The organism is Neobacillus drentensis, assembly GCF_036965425.1.
In the GTDB taxonomy this organism is placed as follows: domain Bacteria; phylum Bacillota; class Bacilli; order Bacillales; family Cytobacillaceae; genus Neobacillus; species Neobacillus drentensis_F.
This window is the reverse complement of record NZ_JBALPP010000094.1, coordinates 1-16871: the sequence shown is the minus strand read 5'-3', so window position 1 is coordinate 16871 and position 16871 is coordinate 1. Positions and strand designations below refer to the sequence as shown.

Here is a 16871-nt window from a genome sequence, read left to right as displayed (position 1 = left end):
CTAAACACTTTTGAAAAAAAACCGTTATATAAAACTAAAGGGATCTATTAAATTCCATAAATCGTACGATAAGGGCAAAACCATTGAAAAATGGTGACGCAAAGCTATAGGGGCTAAGGTCACACTTGAGTGACGATGCTTGCCAGCTTCCGAATACGGACTCCTACGATTTGTGATGAAATTAAAGGAGCGAAGGTTAATGAGTTTCAATGTATTACTTTCAAAGTCAAAAAAGGAATGGCATTTTTTTAGGCTGAGATACCATGAATTATTACTCGAAGGCTGTTTAGATTTCCAATTAAAAAACAAAATTCAACAAAAGATTTCCTACCACAAAATGAAAATCAATACCTTTTAATAAAAGGCCGGATTCATCACTAACGATGGAACCGGCCTCTTTTTTGACCAATTCGAAATATGTCAAAATAGATAAAAAATCAGTGAAAAAACGAGAATTTTCAATATAATTGTAAAAAAATTATGGTAAACTGCAATTATATAGATACTTCGTTCTGCTACATTCGTCCTATTTTCCAAAAAAGGTGGCCTCAATATGAAATATTACTTAAACCCCCTGCTTTTACTGCTTGGACTTCTCCTTACTTTCACCTGGGCTGAAATTGTTTTGGAGCAATATTTCATCTTCATCATACTATTAAGCATGGCACTCATCGGACTGCTATCAATTATGGTCCGTCCCATCTTTAGTTTTTCTGTTTTGGTTACCTTTATTTTAGCTCTCGGCTTCCTTAATGTTGGCTTTTCCTGGAACAAGCATCTTGGAATTATCGCCCAAGGGATGAATATCCAGCTGCAGGTCGTGATCACCATCGGAGTGACTTTAGCCTGGATTTGTGGTTATTGTCTGCAAAGTAACAGCAACGAAATCAAAACCCTGAAACGAGAGATTGAAAGACTTCAAAAAGTGGAAGAAAATACGGGTTTCCTTACCTTTAACGAATTTCTTGCCCAAGCCCATCTCCTTTTTACGGGAATGAAACGAAGAAAAGAACAAGGATTTTTGGTAAAACTCCATTTTAATAAAGAAGAAGTCGCTTATAAAGCGAGAATCATCAGTGAATCATTATCCAAAATCATTTTACAATCCATCCGAGCAGAGTATGATATTGCCTGCCATTTAAATAGCTCGGATATTTTGATATTTTTGAATAACACCAATGAAACTGGTGTAGAAATTGTCGTAGAACGGATCACTCGGGCTATTAAAAAGACAAAAGGACTTGATTCCGCTTTGCGTCATATAGAAAGTGTAGAAGTATTAGATAATTGGGATGCAACTCACTCCTTAATTCAATCTTGGAGAAAGGGAGAGAAAATTGCATGAATCTTGCGCTGACCACCATCTCAATCTTTTTCTGGCTTCTATTACTCTATTATTCCATTTTAACTGTTGCCGGAATCATTTATCGCGGCCAAAAGCGGCCGCACACACCATTAGACCATTACCCAAGCGTATCCATCCTGATCCCTGCCCATAATGAAGCAGTCGTTATTTCTGATACACTTTATGCCATGACAAAAATAAAATACCCAGGACGCCTGGATATCTATTTGTTAAATGATAATTCCCAGGATGAGACTGGAAACATTGCTAGTTTTTATGAAGAAGCTTTCGATTACATTCACCATATCGAAGTTCCTCCTGGCACACCGAAGGGAAAATCCCGGGTGCTCAATTACGGGATCTCGATTAGTCAATCAGATTATGTTTGTGTTTATGACGCCGATAATCAACCCGAGCCGGGAGCACTGCAATTACTTGTCGAAGCAGCTGAAACCACTCCAGAAGCTATCGGGGCTGTCGGCTACGTGAAGACGATTAACGAAAGAACCAATTTTCTCACCCGAATGATAGCCTTAGAGTTTTCATCTTTTCAATTAATCATGCAGTCTGGAAGATGGAAGCTTTTTAAATTGGGTTCCCTAACCGGAACAAATGTGGTTATTAGGCGAAAAGCCTTGTTGAATGCAGGCGGCTTTGATCCGTATGCTTTGGCAGAGGATGCGGATTTGACGTTGACTCTTACACAAAATGGCGGCTTGCTGCCGATTGTCCCGGAAGCAAGGACGTGGGAGCAGGAGCCGGAAAACCTCAGGGTGTGGATCAAGCAGCGCACTCGCTGGATGCAGGGCAATTTATATTTGATTGAAAAAACCTTGAAGGAACCTAAGTTTTTTAAAGGCCGAAATTTTATCCATTCTGCACAATTGCTAATCATCTACATTGGCTTCGTGTCCTTTCTATTAGTGTCTGATACCTGGTTTGTGCTCGGCCTTTTCGGAAAAATGAAGAGTGATACAGCTGTGCCGCTGATGACGATTTGGTTTGAGTCCTGGCTGATTTACTTTATTCAGCTCAGTGCTTCACAAGTAATCGAAAAACGTATGAAATTGAGTGATTTAGTTGTTTCTTTCTTAATGTATTTTACCTACGCCCAGCTTTGGGTCTTACTGTTGGCACGCGGCGTTTATTTCCAAATTAAACTGAAGCGCTCAAAGAAAGAACCAATGTGGGATAAAACGGTGCGCTTTAAGAAATCAGCTTAAGTTGTGGACGAGGTGACCTGGATAGGTCACCTTTTTATGTTTTTCAGGGACAGCGGGCATTTTTGTGAGTGGTGGCACTTTTCTCGCTATCTCTGGACTCGGCATCCGGAAACCCCATTAAGTAACCGAATGGAAATAGGGATTCGCCGATATATTGTAAAATTCGCCGATAAATTTTGCAGATTCGCCGATAAAATGAAAAATTCGCCGATATATTACCAAAATTCGCCGATAAGTGGTGTTAGACTAAAAACGGACACTGTAAATTGGACATAAGTGTTGTTGAACGCTAAAACTGGAGGAAATAACCGTAGAAAAAACGCAAAACAGACCAAATCGCAGTACGAATTGGTCTACTTTTTTCCCTGTATTACAAAACCTTACTTAAAAAGGATATCGTCCGTTCTTCTTTTGGATTCTCGAATAATTCACTTGGGACATTTTCTTCCACAATGAAGCCGCCATCCATGAAAATGACACGGTCGCCCACTTCTCTGGCAAAGCCCATTTCATGGGTCACAACGACCATTGTCATTCCTTCTTTGGCGAGCTGCTTCATGACCTCTAATACCTCGCCGACCATTTCCGGGTCCAGGGCAGAAGTGGGTTCATCGAAAAGCATGATTTTCGGCTCCATCGCCAAGGCCCTGGCAATGGCGACACGCTGCTTTTGCCCACCGGAAAGTGAATCCGGATATGCATCCGCCTTGTCTTCAAGCCCGACCTTTTTTAAAAGCGCCAATCCTTTCTCCCTCGCTTGTTCTGCAGAAACCTTTCTCACCTTCATCGGCGAGAGCATAATATTTTCAATGACCGTTTTATGTGGAAACAGATTAAACTGCTGAAAGACCATGCCCACTTCCGTCCGCACTTTATTGATATCTGTTTTTTTATCAGCAAGATCAATACCTTCTATATAAATATGTCCGGCTGTAATCGTTTCTAATAAATTGATGCACCGTAAAAAGGTAGACTTCCCTGACCCGGAAGGACCTATCACCACGACAACCTCCTGCGGCTGGACCGTAACATTAATGTTCTTTAATACTTCATGATGCCCAAATGATTTTTTTAAATTTCTCACCTTGATCATCCGGTCGCGAGCCTCCTCTCTAGTTTAGATAGAAAAAAGCTTAAGCTGATTGTTAACAGGAGGTAGATTACAGCTGCAGTAAGATACGGCTCCCAGACCCGAAAATACTGCCCCTGCATGGCTCGTCCCCAATACATGAGCTCTGGCGCTGCAATTAACGCGGCCAGCGACGAATCCTTGATTAACACAATAAACTCATTTCCTAACGGTGGGATCATCCGTTTGAAAGCCTGCGGCAAAATCACATAGCGCATCGCTTGAAGATGATTCATCCCAAGCGATCGTGCCGCCTCCATCTGTCCCCGATCAATCGATTGGATCCCTGCACGGAAAATCTCTGCAATATACGCAGCCGAACAAAATGAAAGAGCTAAAATAGCTGCCACAATGGCATTGGTTCTTCCAAGGAACAACGGAACAACAGCAAAATGAATCAACAAAATTTGAACCAAAAAAGGTGTTCCGCGGAAAAAGACGATATACCAGGCAAACGGCTGCGCAAGAAATTTATTTTTCATCATTTTGCCCAGTCCAATTAAGAGGCCCAAAATGGTTCCGAACAAAATACTGGCAATGGAAAGACCAATGGTGAGCATCGTCCCTTTTAGAAAAAAAGAACTATATTCAGATATTAAATCAAAACGAAAATCCATAGCTAATCCTCCTTCATTAAAATTTTTCTCACCCAAAAATTGCGTAACTGCTTTTTGTAGAAGAGTTACGCAATTCCACCATTATTCGTTTAACAAACTCACATCAGGAGCAGCCTTAAACCACTGTTGGTAAATCTTTGCATATTCACCGTTTTCCAGCACTGTTTTGATGGCTTTGTCGAAATCGGCTTTTAGCTTGCTGCCCTTTGGAAACATCAGTCCATAAAATTCTTTTTCAAAGGCTGCATCATCTTTAATCAAGACTACTTTTTCGTTTGGATTATTTTTTACGTATTCTTCGACGACTGTGTTATCAGCAACTACGGCATCCACACCGCCGCCTTTCAATTCCATTATCGCTAAGTTGGTGCTTTCAAATTTTTTCAGGTCGGGACTGTTTTTTCCGAGGATGGCTTCAACAGCCTCTTGCCCTGTCGTCCCATTTTGCACAGCTACTTTTTTCCCTTTCAAATCTGCTGCACTTTTAATTGGGCTTCCCTCCGGCACGAGGATTTCATTGGTCGATAAAAAGTAAGGGGTTGAAAAATCATACGTCTGCTTCCTTTCATCGTTAATAGTGATTGCCGAGATACCAAAATCAGCGGTTTTCCCTTTTATTTCAACAAATAAAGGATCCCATCCGGTATTCACGACATTAATTTGATAACCGGCTTCTTTTGCCACCACTTTGATAAAATCAAGATCAAACCCTTTGATATCTCCCTTATCCATGTATTCAAACGGGGCATATTCCGCATTAGTCACTACCTTCAGTGTTTTCTTGTCCTTACTGGCTTCGCCACCTCCGCTGGTGGTTTTGCTGGTACCGCATGCTGATACAATCAACATTAACGCGAACACGATAGATAAAATTTTATACACCTTCATAATGAGCCCCCTTTTTGTTTATAAATCCGAAAATTCAGACTTTTATTTAGAGATTGAGCCCTGAACACCTCAATCTCTTTCTTTTAAACTTAAATCAAAGATGGATCCCTTAAAATAAATTGCGCCAGCTCTTCCATTTGATCCGATATTGCCCGGTCCGATTCAAGCGGCGGACAGATTTCCCGGATTTTCTCTAAATATGCCCTTGTTGCCGGTGCCAATTCCTTTTCTGCTTTTTCCAAATAAATCGCTTGGGAGGCGCAGATCATTTCAATCGCAATAACCCTTGCAGAATTATGAATGATCTCGCGGGCTTGTCTTGAGGCAATCGTCCCCATGCTTACGTGGTCCTCCTGATTAGCCGAAGTCGGAATCGAGTCCACACTTGCCGGGTGGGCGAGAACTTTATTTTCCGAAACAAGCGATGCTGCAGCATACTGAGCCACCATCAGACCGCATTCCAGCCCTGGGTCCACTGCCAAAAATGGTGCCAAGCCGCTCAATTGCGGATTGACCAGCCTTTCCGTTCTGCGCTCGGAAATATTCGCCCATTCTGCTGCCGCCACCTTTAAAAAGTCCATCGATAATGCGATTGGTTGACCATGGAAGTGCCCTCCTGAAAGGATTTCACCGCTTTCTAAAACAATTGGGTTATCGGTTGTTGAGTTCATTTCCACACTCAAACGCTGATCAACATACTGAATCGCCTGCCAAGAGGCACCATGAACCTGGGGAATACAGCGAATCGAGTAAGCATCCTGTATGCGGATCTCTCCCTGGCGGGTAATACGTTTACTGCCCTCGAGCCAATTCCTCATCCGGGAAGCCACCAATTCCAGCTCCGGATGCGGCCGAACCGCTAAAAGCTCGCTGTCAAAGGCAGAAATCACTCCGTTAAGTGCCTCCATTGTTAAACAGGCGGCCATATCAGCGGCCACACCTACACGTTCTGCTTCATTCAAAGCAAGGGTGCCAACAGCAGACATCGCCTGAGTTCCGTTAATAAGGGCAAGACCTTCCTTTGCTTGAAGGGATACCGGTTTAAGCCCCGCACGTCTTAGAGCTTCAGCACCCAGCAGGATTTCGCCTTTGTATTCGGCTTTTCCCTCGCCGACCAATACAATCGCAATATGAGAAAGCGGAGCTAGATCGCCGCTGGCACCTACCGAACCCTTGCAAGGAACAACCGGATGAACCCCATTGTTGATCATGTCGATGAGCAGCTGCAGCGTTTCTACCCTAATTCCAGAGAAGCCTTTCGCAAGGGAGTTGGCTCTCAGTGTCATCATCGCTCTGACAACGGGAATGGGCAGCGGTTCGCCGACACCGACAGCGTCGGCACGCAATAAATTCAACTGTAATTTTGCATTATCCTCCCGGTCAATTTCGATATCGCTGAGTTTCCCGAACCCGGTATTCACACCATAAACGACTTTTCCATCATTGATTTGTTTTTCCACGCGCTTGCGGCTTTCCCGCACCCGCAGCCAGTTATGCTCCGGTATGTCTACTATCGCCTCGCCTTTTGCGACGCTTTCCACTTTATAACGGTCCAGGGTCAAGCCGTCTAATTCTACTAATTTCAACTCTACCATTTCTTTGCTGCCCATGATTTCCCACTCCTATGAAGGTTTTATCGACTTTATAAAACATTATAAAACTCTTAATTTTAAAAAAACATACCAATTATTCGGCGTTCTTATAGTTAATATACCACTGTTCAATCAGCGCAGCTGTTAGTCTCCCAGTATTAATCAGGTTATCAATGCTGATACACTCCCTGAAGGAATGGATATTTTGGAATCCCAGTCCAAGCGTCAAACAGGTTAGTCCATGTTCATTTAACACATTCGTATCGGCACCGCCTAATGTTTCTGTTAAATATGGCTTCACGTTTATATTTTGAGCCGCAGCTTCCACTGTTTTTACTAACATATCATCCTCTGGAATATCAAAGCCGAGGTACTTCTTCTCAATCCTCACGTCCACTTTTCCGCCCTTTTTCTCGGCGGCCTGCTTCATGACTTCCTCCATATGCTTTAGCTGGGCATCTAATTTTTCCTTTGAAAAACTCCGCACCTCACCGGCAATGGTGACACTGCCCGGAATAATGGATGTCAGTTCACCGCCTTTGATAATCCCGATATTGGCAAGTGTTTCCTCATCAATCGCACCAAGCTTCATATTCACTAACCCTTCGGAGGCAAGAAGAAACGCACTGTTACCCTCTTCGGCATTGAGGGCAATATGGGCAGCATTTCCTTGAACCTCCATCCAGATCCGGCTGCTGTACGGCCCTTTTAAAATAATCTGACCGACATCGCCGCTGCTGTCAAAAATATAGCCTGTTTTACTTTTTGCCTTGCTGTAGTCCATATATGTAGCACCAACCAGGCCTGGCTGTTCATTGACCGTTAAAATCAATTCAATCGGTCCATGCGGAACCCCGCTGTCGATAATGGCGCGGATCGCTTCCAAATAAGCCGCCAAGGCCGCCCTGTCGTCGGCTCCGAGAATGGTCGTGCCATCTGAATGGATGACGCCTTCTTTAATGACAGGCTTCAATCCTTCGGTTGGCAGAACCGTGTCCATATGCGTTGAGAAAAATAACGGCGGTATCGAGGGATCCGTTCCTTCCCTCCAGGCAATTAAGTTCCCAACTTCACCATCGAAATTTTTGTGCGCCTCATCAAACTCCAAGGTAAAGCCTAGCTCCGGTAGTGCCTTTTTCAAATAATCCGCCACAAGTCTTTCTTTTGTGCTGGGGGCATTAATTTTTGCCAGCTCCAAAAATAATTCCTGCAGGCGGTCCGCATTAATATAGTCAGCGGCTTTTGCTGCTTGATTCGTTCTCATTCAGGGTCCCTCCTTATATAATTAGCGGCTGACGACAATCTTTCCGTTCTTAATCACTGTTTCCACAATGTTCGTCCCAAGTTCGTAAGCAATATGCTTATAGGTTGGGACATCCCAAATCTGCAAATCTGCTAATTTCCCTTCTTCTATGACGCCCCTATCATCAAGATCAAGCGCCTTTGCGCCGCCATAGGTGGCAGCCTTGATCGCTTCTTCCACAGAGAACTGATAGAGCCGGCAGGCAAGGTTAATCACAAATTGCATCGATTCGGTATAGCAGGCGGGGCATAAATCCGTTGCCAAGGCGATGTTCATGCCAAGGTCGAGCATTCTTCGTGCTGCGAACGGACGCTTATGAGCAACCGCAAAATCGAGGGCCGGCATTAACACCCCGGTAACCTTCGCTTTAGCTAGCTTTTCTATTACTTCATCAGGTGTATAATTCAAATGGTCAATCGACACCATTTTCATTTCGGCTGCGAGGTCCGAGCCGCCAATATAGGAATAGGCATCGGCATGAATTTTTGGTTTCATTCCATACTGGAGCCCAGCTTTCAGGATGATTTCTGATTCCGCTGCGGTAAAATAGCCTTCATCACACCAAACATCGCAAAATTCCGCCAATCCCCGTTCCCCTACTTCCGGAATCATTTCGCTGACGATTGTAAAAAGATATTCAGCCTTCGTTAAATTTTCCGGAAATCCATGGGCACCTAAAAACGTATTAAGTACATCGATTGGTGTTTCGTTATTCAGCTTTCTGCTGACCTCTAAAATTTTAATTTCACTCTCGGTCGTCAAGCCATAGCCGCTCTTGCTTTCGACTGTAGTGATCCCATAATTCAGCATGTTCATCAGCCGTTTTTTCGATTGTTCAAACAGTTCTTCAGCCGGTCGATTTCTCGTTAATTCAACAGTTCGGTTCGGTCCTGCAGAAATCCCAAGCTTTTTGGGATCAAGCCCCGCCACCTTTGCTGCATACTCTTCTACTCTAGTACCATAAAAAACTAAATGAGTGTGGGAATCTATGAAACCGGGGGCGACAACCTTTCCTTTAGCATCGATGACAGACGAATGCTCTGTTATGAAGTCCTGCTTTATTTCCTCTTCCGTTCCGACAGCAGCAATTTTACCATCCTTAACTGCAATCCAGGCATTTTGGAGGACGCCTATATCGTTCATGCCTTCGCCTGAGCAGGTGATGACTTCGGAGGCATTGGTGATCAATAAATCTATTTTTGTCTTCAACTTTGTTTCAGACATTCTTTTAAAACCTCCAATCTTTATATAAATCCGAAAAAGGTTCGAAAACATTGTGTTTTTAGACCTAATAAAGTGAAAAAAACACTTTATCAGCGGATTTTTAGAGTTTATCAGCGAATTTTGGGTTTTATCGGCGATCTGGAGCATTTATCAGCGAATTTCAGAGTTTTATCAGCGAATCCAAATAACGATTAATTAAGAATAGTAGAGATCAATCCAGGATCTCTACTATCCAGTTTTTATTTCTAGTTTTATGCCTTTACGTTTTCCTTTTCTAAATCCTTAGGACCAAATGTTGCTTTTGGTGACCACCATAATGGCACCTTAATGCTTTCGTTCGTAAGTTTCCCTTTACCATTCGCTACATCGCGGGCCGTTTCGTAGCCGGCTTGGGCATGGCGGATAACGCCGATTCCGGAGTCAACGGTCATTGCCACTTCCAGTCTCATATCCGATTCTGCTGTACCATCGGCAACCATCGTTACACCAGTATGTACCGCTTCCCCCATCGAATAGTTCGCTTGAAGGGCAATCAAATCACACATTCCGACTGCGTTTAATAGACCGTTCAATACCGGCCAGTCAGAAATTAAGTCGCCGCCGTCCTTCATATTTTCAGATTCAAAGGTTGGGTTCACGATGGAACCGGAGTCTAAGTTATCACGGGAGAAAGCAACTGGTCCGGCAAGCTCACCCTTTCGAATCATATCATTTACTTTTAACGCGAATTTCTTCCGCTGACCAAATCCCATGTAACAAATACGTGCTGGCAAGGCTTCGATTGGAATATGTTCTTTGGCAAGCTTGATCCAGCGGGTTACGAGTAGGTCATCACTGAATTCTTCTAAAATCATATCGTCAATTTTTCTTAAATCCTCTGCTTCACCGGATAGACATACCCATCGGAACGGGCCGCGGCCTTCACAGAAGAGCGGACGGATGTATTCAGCAACGAAGCCTGGCAAACGCTTCGCTTCCTTCGCATCCATGCCGGCATCGATACATTCCTTTCGGATACTTGTACCGTATTCAAATGATTTCACCCCTAAGTCTAAGAACTTAATGAGTGCTTTTAGCTCGCGAACCATCGTTTCACGTGCTTTTTCTAAATAAAGCTCACGGTTGTTATCACGAAGCTCATCTGCTTCCTGAACAGTGCAGCCAGCTGGCAGATAAGAGATTGGATCATGGGCTGGTGTCATTGATGTGGCGATGTCTGGCAGGAACCCTTTTTGAATGACTTCTTCAAAAATATCAGCTGCATTACCAACGACAGCGATCCCTAATGGTTTTCTCGCTGCCGCATATTCCTTCGCCAAGGCAATCGCCTCATCCAAGGAATCTACTAATACATCAATAAATTTCTTTTCGATACGGCGCTTAATGATTTCGACATTGGAATCACAAAGGATGGCGACACCGCCATGCATCGTCATCGCTCTTGTTTGGTTGCCTCCCATACCGCCTGCCCCGGCCGTTAACAAGATTTTACCAACCAGGGAATCGTCATAATGTAAGCGGGCAATCGCTGATAGAGTTTCAAATGTACCTTGGATAACACCTTGGGTACCAATGTACTCCCATGGAGCTGCTGTATAGTTGGCATACATCGTTAAGTTTTTATCTTGAAGATCATAGAATGTCGGCCAGTCTGCCTTCATGATGTTCGTCGTTGCCATGACAACGGTTGGCGCATATTTATGAGTTTTGAAGACGGCTACAGGCATCCCGGATTGGACAACCAGTGTTTCATCATCTTCCAGCTCCTTTAGGGATTTGACGATGGCGTGGTAGGACTCCCAGTTACGGGCCGCTTTTCCGATACCGCCGTAAATGACGAGTTCTTCCGGCTTTTCAGCGTTCTCCATATTATTTTCAAGCATCCGTAAGATGGCCTCTTGTCTCCAGCCTTTACAGCGAAGTTCAGGTCCTCTCTGTGCTTTAACGGAATATAAGATTTCTGGTTTTGACATGAATAATTCCTCCTCGATTAAATGGTGTACTCGTATTTTTATATTGCAAGTACCGTGCCAAATTGGAGGAATGCAGCTTTTTCTGTAAAAATTGCACTACTAGCCTATTAAGTTAATGTCTAGCATGTTAAAAAAACCGCAGATAGATTTTGCAGGGTTTATGGAGGGCAAAGTCGATTAAAGCTTCGTTCTTGAAAACGGTTGCATTTTTTTGAAGCGCAGATACAATTTGCATGCAGATTATTTTAAACATTCATAATAAATGTTATATTTTGAAATATAGTCAGGTTTTTTAAAGGGGGTTTTGGCATGAGTAATGCCGCATCAATCGGTTCGCTGATTAGAAGCTTTGTAGACGGAGTCATTGTCCTAAATGAGAGCTGCGAAATTTTATGGCATGATGTAAATGAGGAACTCCAATTAGATCTTCCCATTGGGGCCAATATCTTTGATTTATTTCCAAATAAGGGAGAACTTTTAGTAGATAACGAAACCTATCAAATTAAAGTGGAGGATAGGAAGCTGGTAGTAGAGGTGAAAAGATTCTCTATCGACCAAGATTATCTAATTCTCTGTATTGAAGATACAGCCAATTTAACAACCAACCAGAGAGCGAGATTGTATTGCCTTGAAAAAATTATCGAATCACTGAATGAAGGCGTGATGATGAGTGACCACGATGGAAAAATTGTCTTGTACAACGGGACTCAGGAAAAATTAGAAGGACTGGACAGCCGGGAAATTCTCGGGAAGCACCTGTGGGAGGCCTATAATTACAACCCGCAATATTCTGAACACAAGCACACTTTTAAAACAGGTAAGCCAATTTTCTCCCGATACAGGGCACACTCTACAGTCAATGGAGTACCGAGGTATGTGAATTACAGCACCTATCCGATACAAAAGGACGGGGAAACGATTGCCGTTTTTTCGATTAGTACGAATGAATCTAAGCTCAAGAATTTGCTTCATGAGACAATCGAGCTTCGGAGGCAGGTGGTTCAATCGGATGCTATTAATCGTCCGTATAAAAACGGGACAACTTTTTCCTTTAATGATATAAAAGGAAAAAGCATTGCCTTAAAAAATCTCATTCTAGAGGCGCAAAATATTGCCATACATAATACCGACGTGCTAATCGTCGGGGAAACGGGAACGGGAAAAGAATTATTTGCTCAGAGCATCCATAATCACAGCCCAAGAGCAGAAAATCCATTTGTCGCCATTAACTGTGCGGCGATACCGGAAACCCTTTTAGAAAGTACGTTATTTGGGACGGTTAAGGGGGCATTTACCGGAGCAGCCAACCAGATCGGTCTGTTTGAATATGCCAAGAACGGGACTCTGTTCCTCGATGAAATTAACTCAATGCCGCTGACGCTGCAATCGAAATTAATCCGTGTTCTTCAGGAACGATTAGTTCGAAAAGTGGGGTCAAATGAAGTAACCACTGTGGAATGTACCGTAATCAGTGCATCAAACGAGGATCCGGAAAAGTTAATTGAGGAAGGAAAAATGCGCCTCGACTTATTTTACAGACTTGCTCATACAAGCCTTTATATTACTCCTTTAAGGGAGCGCACGGAGGATATTCATTTTTTCATTCATTTTTTCCTCGACAAGTACCGGCGGAAATTTAACAAAGAAGTTCCGAATCTCTCAACTGAGCTGCTCTCAATTCTTCTTCAATATCATTGGCCGGGGAACACAAGAGAGCTCGAACATTTAATCGAAAATTTAATCATTCGGGCTGGTGAAAATGATGCGGCGATCGATGTTGACCATCTGCCAGCATTTATGAAGAAGAAATTACTGGCGGCTAAATCGGGGAAGACCGAAAAGGAAAAGGAGTTGAAGAAGAATCCGTTTAAATCGATCTTCTCCAATTCGCAAGAGCACTATATCCAAAAAACGTTAGAAGAAGCGGACTGGAATATCTCACAAGCAGCCAAAACCCTTGGAATCACCCGGCAAAGCTTGCAGTATCATATTAAAAAACATGGCCTGGTTAAGCCAAGCAGCAGCATCTAAAAGTATAGGAGGTAGATACCTCCTATTTTTTTATGAGGTTTCAACTAAAAAAGGCTGGAATTTTGTCCCTTGGCCCACTCCAACATACTTAAATCCCTTCTTCTCCATATAACTTTTTTGATAAAGGTTTCTTAAATCAAAGAAAAGCGGTTTTTTGAGGAGTGATTTGACTTTTTCTAAATTAAGATTTCGAAATTGTTTCCACTCGGTGATAATGATAAGGGCATCACTATCCTTCATTGTTTCATATTCATCGTTGCAATAAACAATTCTGTCCCTTAAATGCTCTAGTCTCCAATTTGCCTCTTTGTAGGCAATCGGATCATAAACTTTAAATTTCGCTCCTTTTTTGGCAAGTTCATTAAGAATGGTAATAGAAGGAGCCTCTCTCATATCGTCAGTATTAGGCTTAAAGGATAAACCTAATACGGCCAGCTGCTTATCCTTCATATCCCCTATTACCTCACTGATTTTACGGGCCATTAATAGTTTTTGATTTTCATTTGATTGTATCGTTTGCTCAATTAAGGAAAGGGGAGCTCCCATTTGCTTTCCCACTTCTGCTATCGCCCGCGTGTCCTTTGGAAAGCAGCTTCCACCAAAACCTGGACCAGGATGTAAAAACTCCGGACCTATTCTCCCATCCTTCCCCATTCCATTTGCTACATCCTGAACATTTGCCCCTACCTTTTCGCAAAGATTGGCTATTTCATTCATAAAGGTTACCTTCATCGCAAGAAAAGCATTGGAAGCATACTTAATCATTTCTGCTGTTTCTAAATCGGTTACGGCATATTGGGAATCATCTAAAAATAGTACTCGATACACTTGTTTGATTATATCCACGGCTCTCGTTGTTTCAGATCCGATAACTACTCGATCTGGATGTAAGTAATCATTGATGGCAGAGCCTTCTCTTAAAAATTCCGGATTTGCCAGAATATCAAAATCGTATGAAACTCCTCTAAGTCTTAGTTCTTCAAAAATCCAACCTTTAATCTTTTGGGCAGTGCCAATTGGTACCGTACTTTTATTAACAATTACCTTGTAGCCATTCATATTCCTTGCAATTTCCCTGACTGCCGCTTCGATAAATTGTAAATCCGCACTGCCGTCTACAGCTGGCGGAGTACCAACTGCAATCATGATCACATCGCATTCGGATACAGCGTTTTTTATATCAGTGGTAAAAACTAAACGTTCAGCACATATATTTCGTTCTACAATCAAGTCCAGCCCAGGTTCGTAAATAGGAACGATACCTTCTCTTAACCCGTTAATTTTTTCGCTATTGTTATCTACACAAGTAACATCTAATCCCAAATCAGCAAGAACAGCACCGGTAACTAAACCAACATAACCAGTACCAATCACCGCAATTTTATTTATCGCCAGACCTCTCACCCCTTGTTCATTTATTATAGCATGCAAAAAAATTATTGAATTCCCGCTAAAATATCCATCCGAGATTGATTTCCAAAACTACCATACCAAATTATCTGTTCCTACTACGCAGGTAATTTATAGAAAACTAAAAGGAATCAATGTTAATTAGACATTGATTCCCTTAATTGATGAAGGCTTTCCTACTTTTTATCTAAGGCTAGCTGTGAGTACCTACATTTGCAGCTAGGATATGTGCAAGATGATGCTTACCATGCCATGAATAAATACCAATATTTTTTCCTACAGTCACTTCTCCTGACTCTGGATGGATAAACTTGTTTTGTAGCTCATCAGGACTTAAATTTCGCAGCAGATGGACCCAACGGCAGTGCAAAGCTTCCAGGAGCGATAGTGAAATATCAACCGGCAAGCTGGAATCTGGCAGCTCAGCCCATTTGCCTTCTTCATATGGCTTGATGACAGGAGTTTTTTCTGTAAGAGCTAATTTAAAACGGGTATAGGCATTCATATGACTATCCGCAAGGTGATGGACTACCTGCCGGACTGTCCACCCTCCAGAACGATAAGGTGTATCTAGTTGTCTATCATTTAAGCCACTTACCGCATCCCGTAACAATCCAGGTAATGCTTCAATCTCATTGATCCAGCCCTCCACAACAGGGGGCGTAATCTCACCATCATACTGAAATTTCCCAATTGGATATCTCGCGTCCATTTCCATTCCTCCTCTTGAAAAAAGGACCACTCATTTATCAGAGCAGTCCAAAAGTGCGTAAAGGTGGGCATCACCCTTATTTGAACTTATTATAGCTGCTGGATATTTAGTATTACAATTGGCAACTAAATTTTTAATCTAATACTCATGAATATTCTAAAAGCGTAAAGGATTGTCGATTATTCAAACAGCTTTATAAACTCTCCATACCCTTCTTCCAGGAGTTTATCTTTTGGTACAAACCGGAGGGCCGCTGAATTTATGCAGTACCGTGCACGGTCAGGGCCAGGTCCATCGTCGAATACGTGGCCGAGATGGGAATCCGCCGTTTTGCCTCGGACTTCGATTCTCCTCATTCCATGCGAAGTATCAAAACGCTCTTCAATTTCCATTCGGCGAAGCGGCTTCGTAAAGCTCGGCCAACCGCAGCCTGCATCATATTGATCGGTTGAACTGAACAGAGGCTCGCCCGAGATAATATCGACATAAATGCCCTCATCCGTATGGTTCCAGTATTCATTTTGGAATGGCGGCTCTGTTTTGTTATTCCTGGTAACCTCAAACTGAAGCGGCGTAAGTTCCTTTCGTAATTCTTCATCACTTTTGCGCTTTTTCCAGTTTTCACGAATAAAGCGAGCTCGCCCGGAACCTTCCCGATAGTGGTTATAGTGAAAAGGCATTTTTTTATAATAATATTGATGCTTTTCCTCCGCCTTATAAAATGGGCCTGCAGGGAGGATTTCGGTTACAATTGGCTGTTCAAAACGCCCGCTCTCGGCAAGCTCCCTTTTTGAAGCCTCCGCCATCTCACGCTGGACTTCATTGTGATAAAAAATCGCCGTCCGATACGAAAGCCCTCGGTCATTGAACTGACCGCCTGTATCCGTTGGATCGATTTGCTGCCAAAACAGTTCCAGTAACTTTTTATAAGGAAAGATTTCGGGGTCAAAGGTAATCTGAACTGCTTCATAATGACCGGTTGTATCAGAACATACTTCCTCATAAGTAGGGTTTTCAGTATGGCCGCCTGTGTAGCCGGAGGTTACTTCTTGAATCCCAGGCTGTTCGTCGAATGGTGATACCATGCACCAAAAGCAGCCGCCTGCGAATGTTGCTTTTTCCATCGGGGTGTCAACTCCTTATTCATTCTGATTATTATCTTAAGAATAAACAAAATGCAATAAAAAAAGAAACCCAAGGAAAGATCCTTCGGTTTCTTTGGATAATAGATTATTCTTGTGTAGAAGCATCAACAGTAGTTTCTTCTGTTACTGCTTCTTCAGAAACTTGTACACCAGCTAATACAGCAGAATTTGCTGCTGCATGTTCTACTGCAGTTTGGCTAGCCTTTACGCTCGCTTGAGCTTTTGCTTTGTTTTCTGCAGATTTGTTTACTTCTGTTGCTTCTTCAGTTACTGCTTCTG

Annotated in this window: 13 protein-coding genes, 1 pseudogene and 1 riboswitch; of the genes and pseudogenes, 3 read left to right on the top strand and 11 right to left on the bottom strand. The window is 42.8% G+C overall.

Features of this window, described 5'->3' with window-relative positions; translation table 11 throughout:
• Positions 1-63: 63 nt before the first annotated feature.
• Positions 64-154, top strand: a riboswitch (cyclic di-GMP riboswitch).
• A 399-nt stretch (positions 155-553) separates the two neighbouring features.
• Together V7161_RS21250 and V7161_RS21245 are read left to right on the top strand one after the other, a co-directional pair.
• On the top strand, positions 554-1345 hold the full coding sequence (locus V7161_RS21250; RefSeq protein WP_335714869.1) for a hypothetical protein: 792 nt from the start codon (positions 554-556) through the stop codon (positions 1343-1345).
• Positions 1342-2568 (top strand): glycosyltransferase family 2 protein, encoded by a 1227-nt coding sequence (locus V7161_RS21245; RefSeq protein WP_335714868.1) that lies wholly within the window; start codon positions 1342-1344, stop codon positions 2566-2568. Before V7161_RS21250 ends, V7161_RS21245 begins: the two co-directional genes overlap by 4 nt.
• A gap of 370 nt (positions 2569-2938) precedes the next feature.
• On the opposite strand, the gene V7161_RS21240 is transcribed toward V7161_RS21245, so the two are convergent.
• The 7 genes from V7161_RS21240 to hutU all read right to left on the bottom strand — a co-directional run bounded on the left by V7161_RS21240 (position 2939) and on the right by hutU (position 11294).
• Positions 2939-3661 carry an amino acid ABC transporter ATP-binding protein gene (locus V7161_RS21240; protein WP_335714867.1) on the bottom strand — a complete coding sequence of 241 codons (723 nt, stop codon included), beginning with the start codon at positions 3659-3661 and terminating at the stop codon, positions 2939-2941.
• Positions 3658-4314, bottom strand: coding sequence for an amino acid ABC transporter permease (locus V7161_RS21235; RefSeq protein ID WP_335714866.1), 657 nt, complete (start codon positions 4312-4314; stop codon positions 3658-3660). The genes V7161_RS21240 and V7161_RS21235 overlap by 4 nt, the downstream gene beginning before the upstream one ends.
• Positions 4315-4395: 81 nt before the next feature.
• A complete protein-coding gene (locus V7161_RS21230; RefSeq protein ID WP_335714865.1) occupies positions 4396-5202 on the bottom strand; it encodes a basic amino acid ABC transporter substrate-binding protein in 807 nt (268 codons plus the stop codon).
• Positions 5203-5291: 89 nt separating this feature from the next.
• A complete protein-coding gene (gene hutH / locus V7161_RS21225; protein ID WP_335714864.1) occupies positions 5292-6812 on the bottom strand; it encodes a histidine ammonia-lyase in 1521 nt (506 codons plus the stop codon).
• Between the two features lie 76 nt (positions 6813-6888).
• The gene (locus V7161_RS21220; protein ID WP_335714863.1) at positions 6889-8058 is read right to left on the bottom strand and encodes a M20/M25/M40 family metallo-hydrolase; all 1170 of its coding nucleotides are present in this window, start codon (positions 8056-8058) and stop codon (positions 6889-6891) included.
• A gap of 21 nt (positions 8059-8079) precedes the next feature.
• Complete coding sequence (gene hutI / locus V7161_RS21215) at positions 8080-9321, bottom strand: imidazolonepropionase (RefSeq protein ID WP_335714862.1); 1242 nt, start codon at positions 9319-9321, stop codon at positions 8080-8082.
• A 251-nt stretch (positions 9322-9572) separates the two neighbouring features.
• Positions 9573-11294: a urocanate hydratase gene (hutU, locus tag V7161_RS21210; RefSeq protein WP_335714861.1), complete on the bottom strand. Its 1722-nt coding sequence runs from the start codon at positions 11292-11294 to the stop codon at positions 9573-9575.
• 309 nt (positions 11295-11603) lie between these two features.
• Here hutU and V7161_RS21205 point away from each other — a divergent pair, with 309 nt between their 5' ends.
• The gene (locus V7161_RS21205; protein ID WP_335714860.1) at positions 11604-13325 is read left to right on the top strand and encodes a sigma-54 interaction domain-containing protein; all 1722 of its coding nucleotides are present in this window, start codon (positions 11604-11606) and stop codon (positions 13323-13325) included.
• 30 nt (positions 13326-13355) lie between these two features.
• Here V7161_RS21205 and V7161_RS21200 read toward each other — a convergent pair whose 3' ends face one another.
• The 4 genes and pseudogenes from V7161_RS21200 to V7161_RS21185 form a co-directional block, all read right to left on the bottom strand.
• Complete coding sequence (locus tag V7161_RS21200; RefSeq protein WP_335714859.1) at positions 13356-14756, bottom strand: UDP-glucose dehydrogenase family protein; 1401 nt, start codon at positions 14754-14756, stop codon at positions 13356-13358.
• Between the two features lie 172 nt (positions 14757-14928).
• Entirely contained in the window at positions 14929-15453 is a 525-nt protein-coding gene (locus V7161_RS21195) for a YfiT family bacillithiol transferase (protein WP_335714858.1), read from the bottom strand.
• A 173-nt stretch (positions 15454-15626) separates the two neighbouring features.
• Entirely contained in the window at positions 15627-16571 is a 945-nt protein-coding gene (gene msrA, locus V7161_RS21190; RefSeq protein ID WP_335714857.1) for a peptide-methionine (S)-S-oxide reductase MsrA, read from the bottom strand.
• Between the two features lie 106 nt (positions 16572-16677).
• Positions 16678-16871: pseudogene (locus tag V7161_RS21185) on the bottom strand (hypothetical protein); the annotation flags it as partial.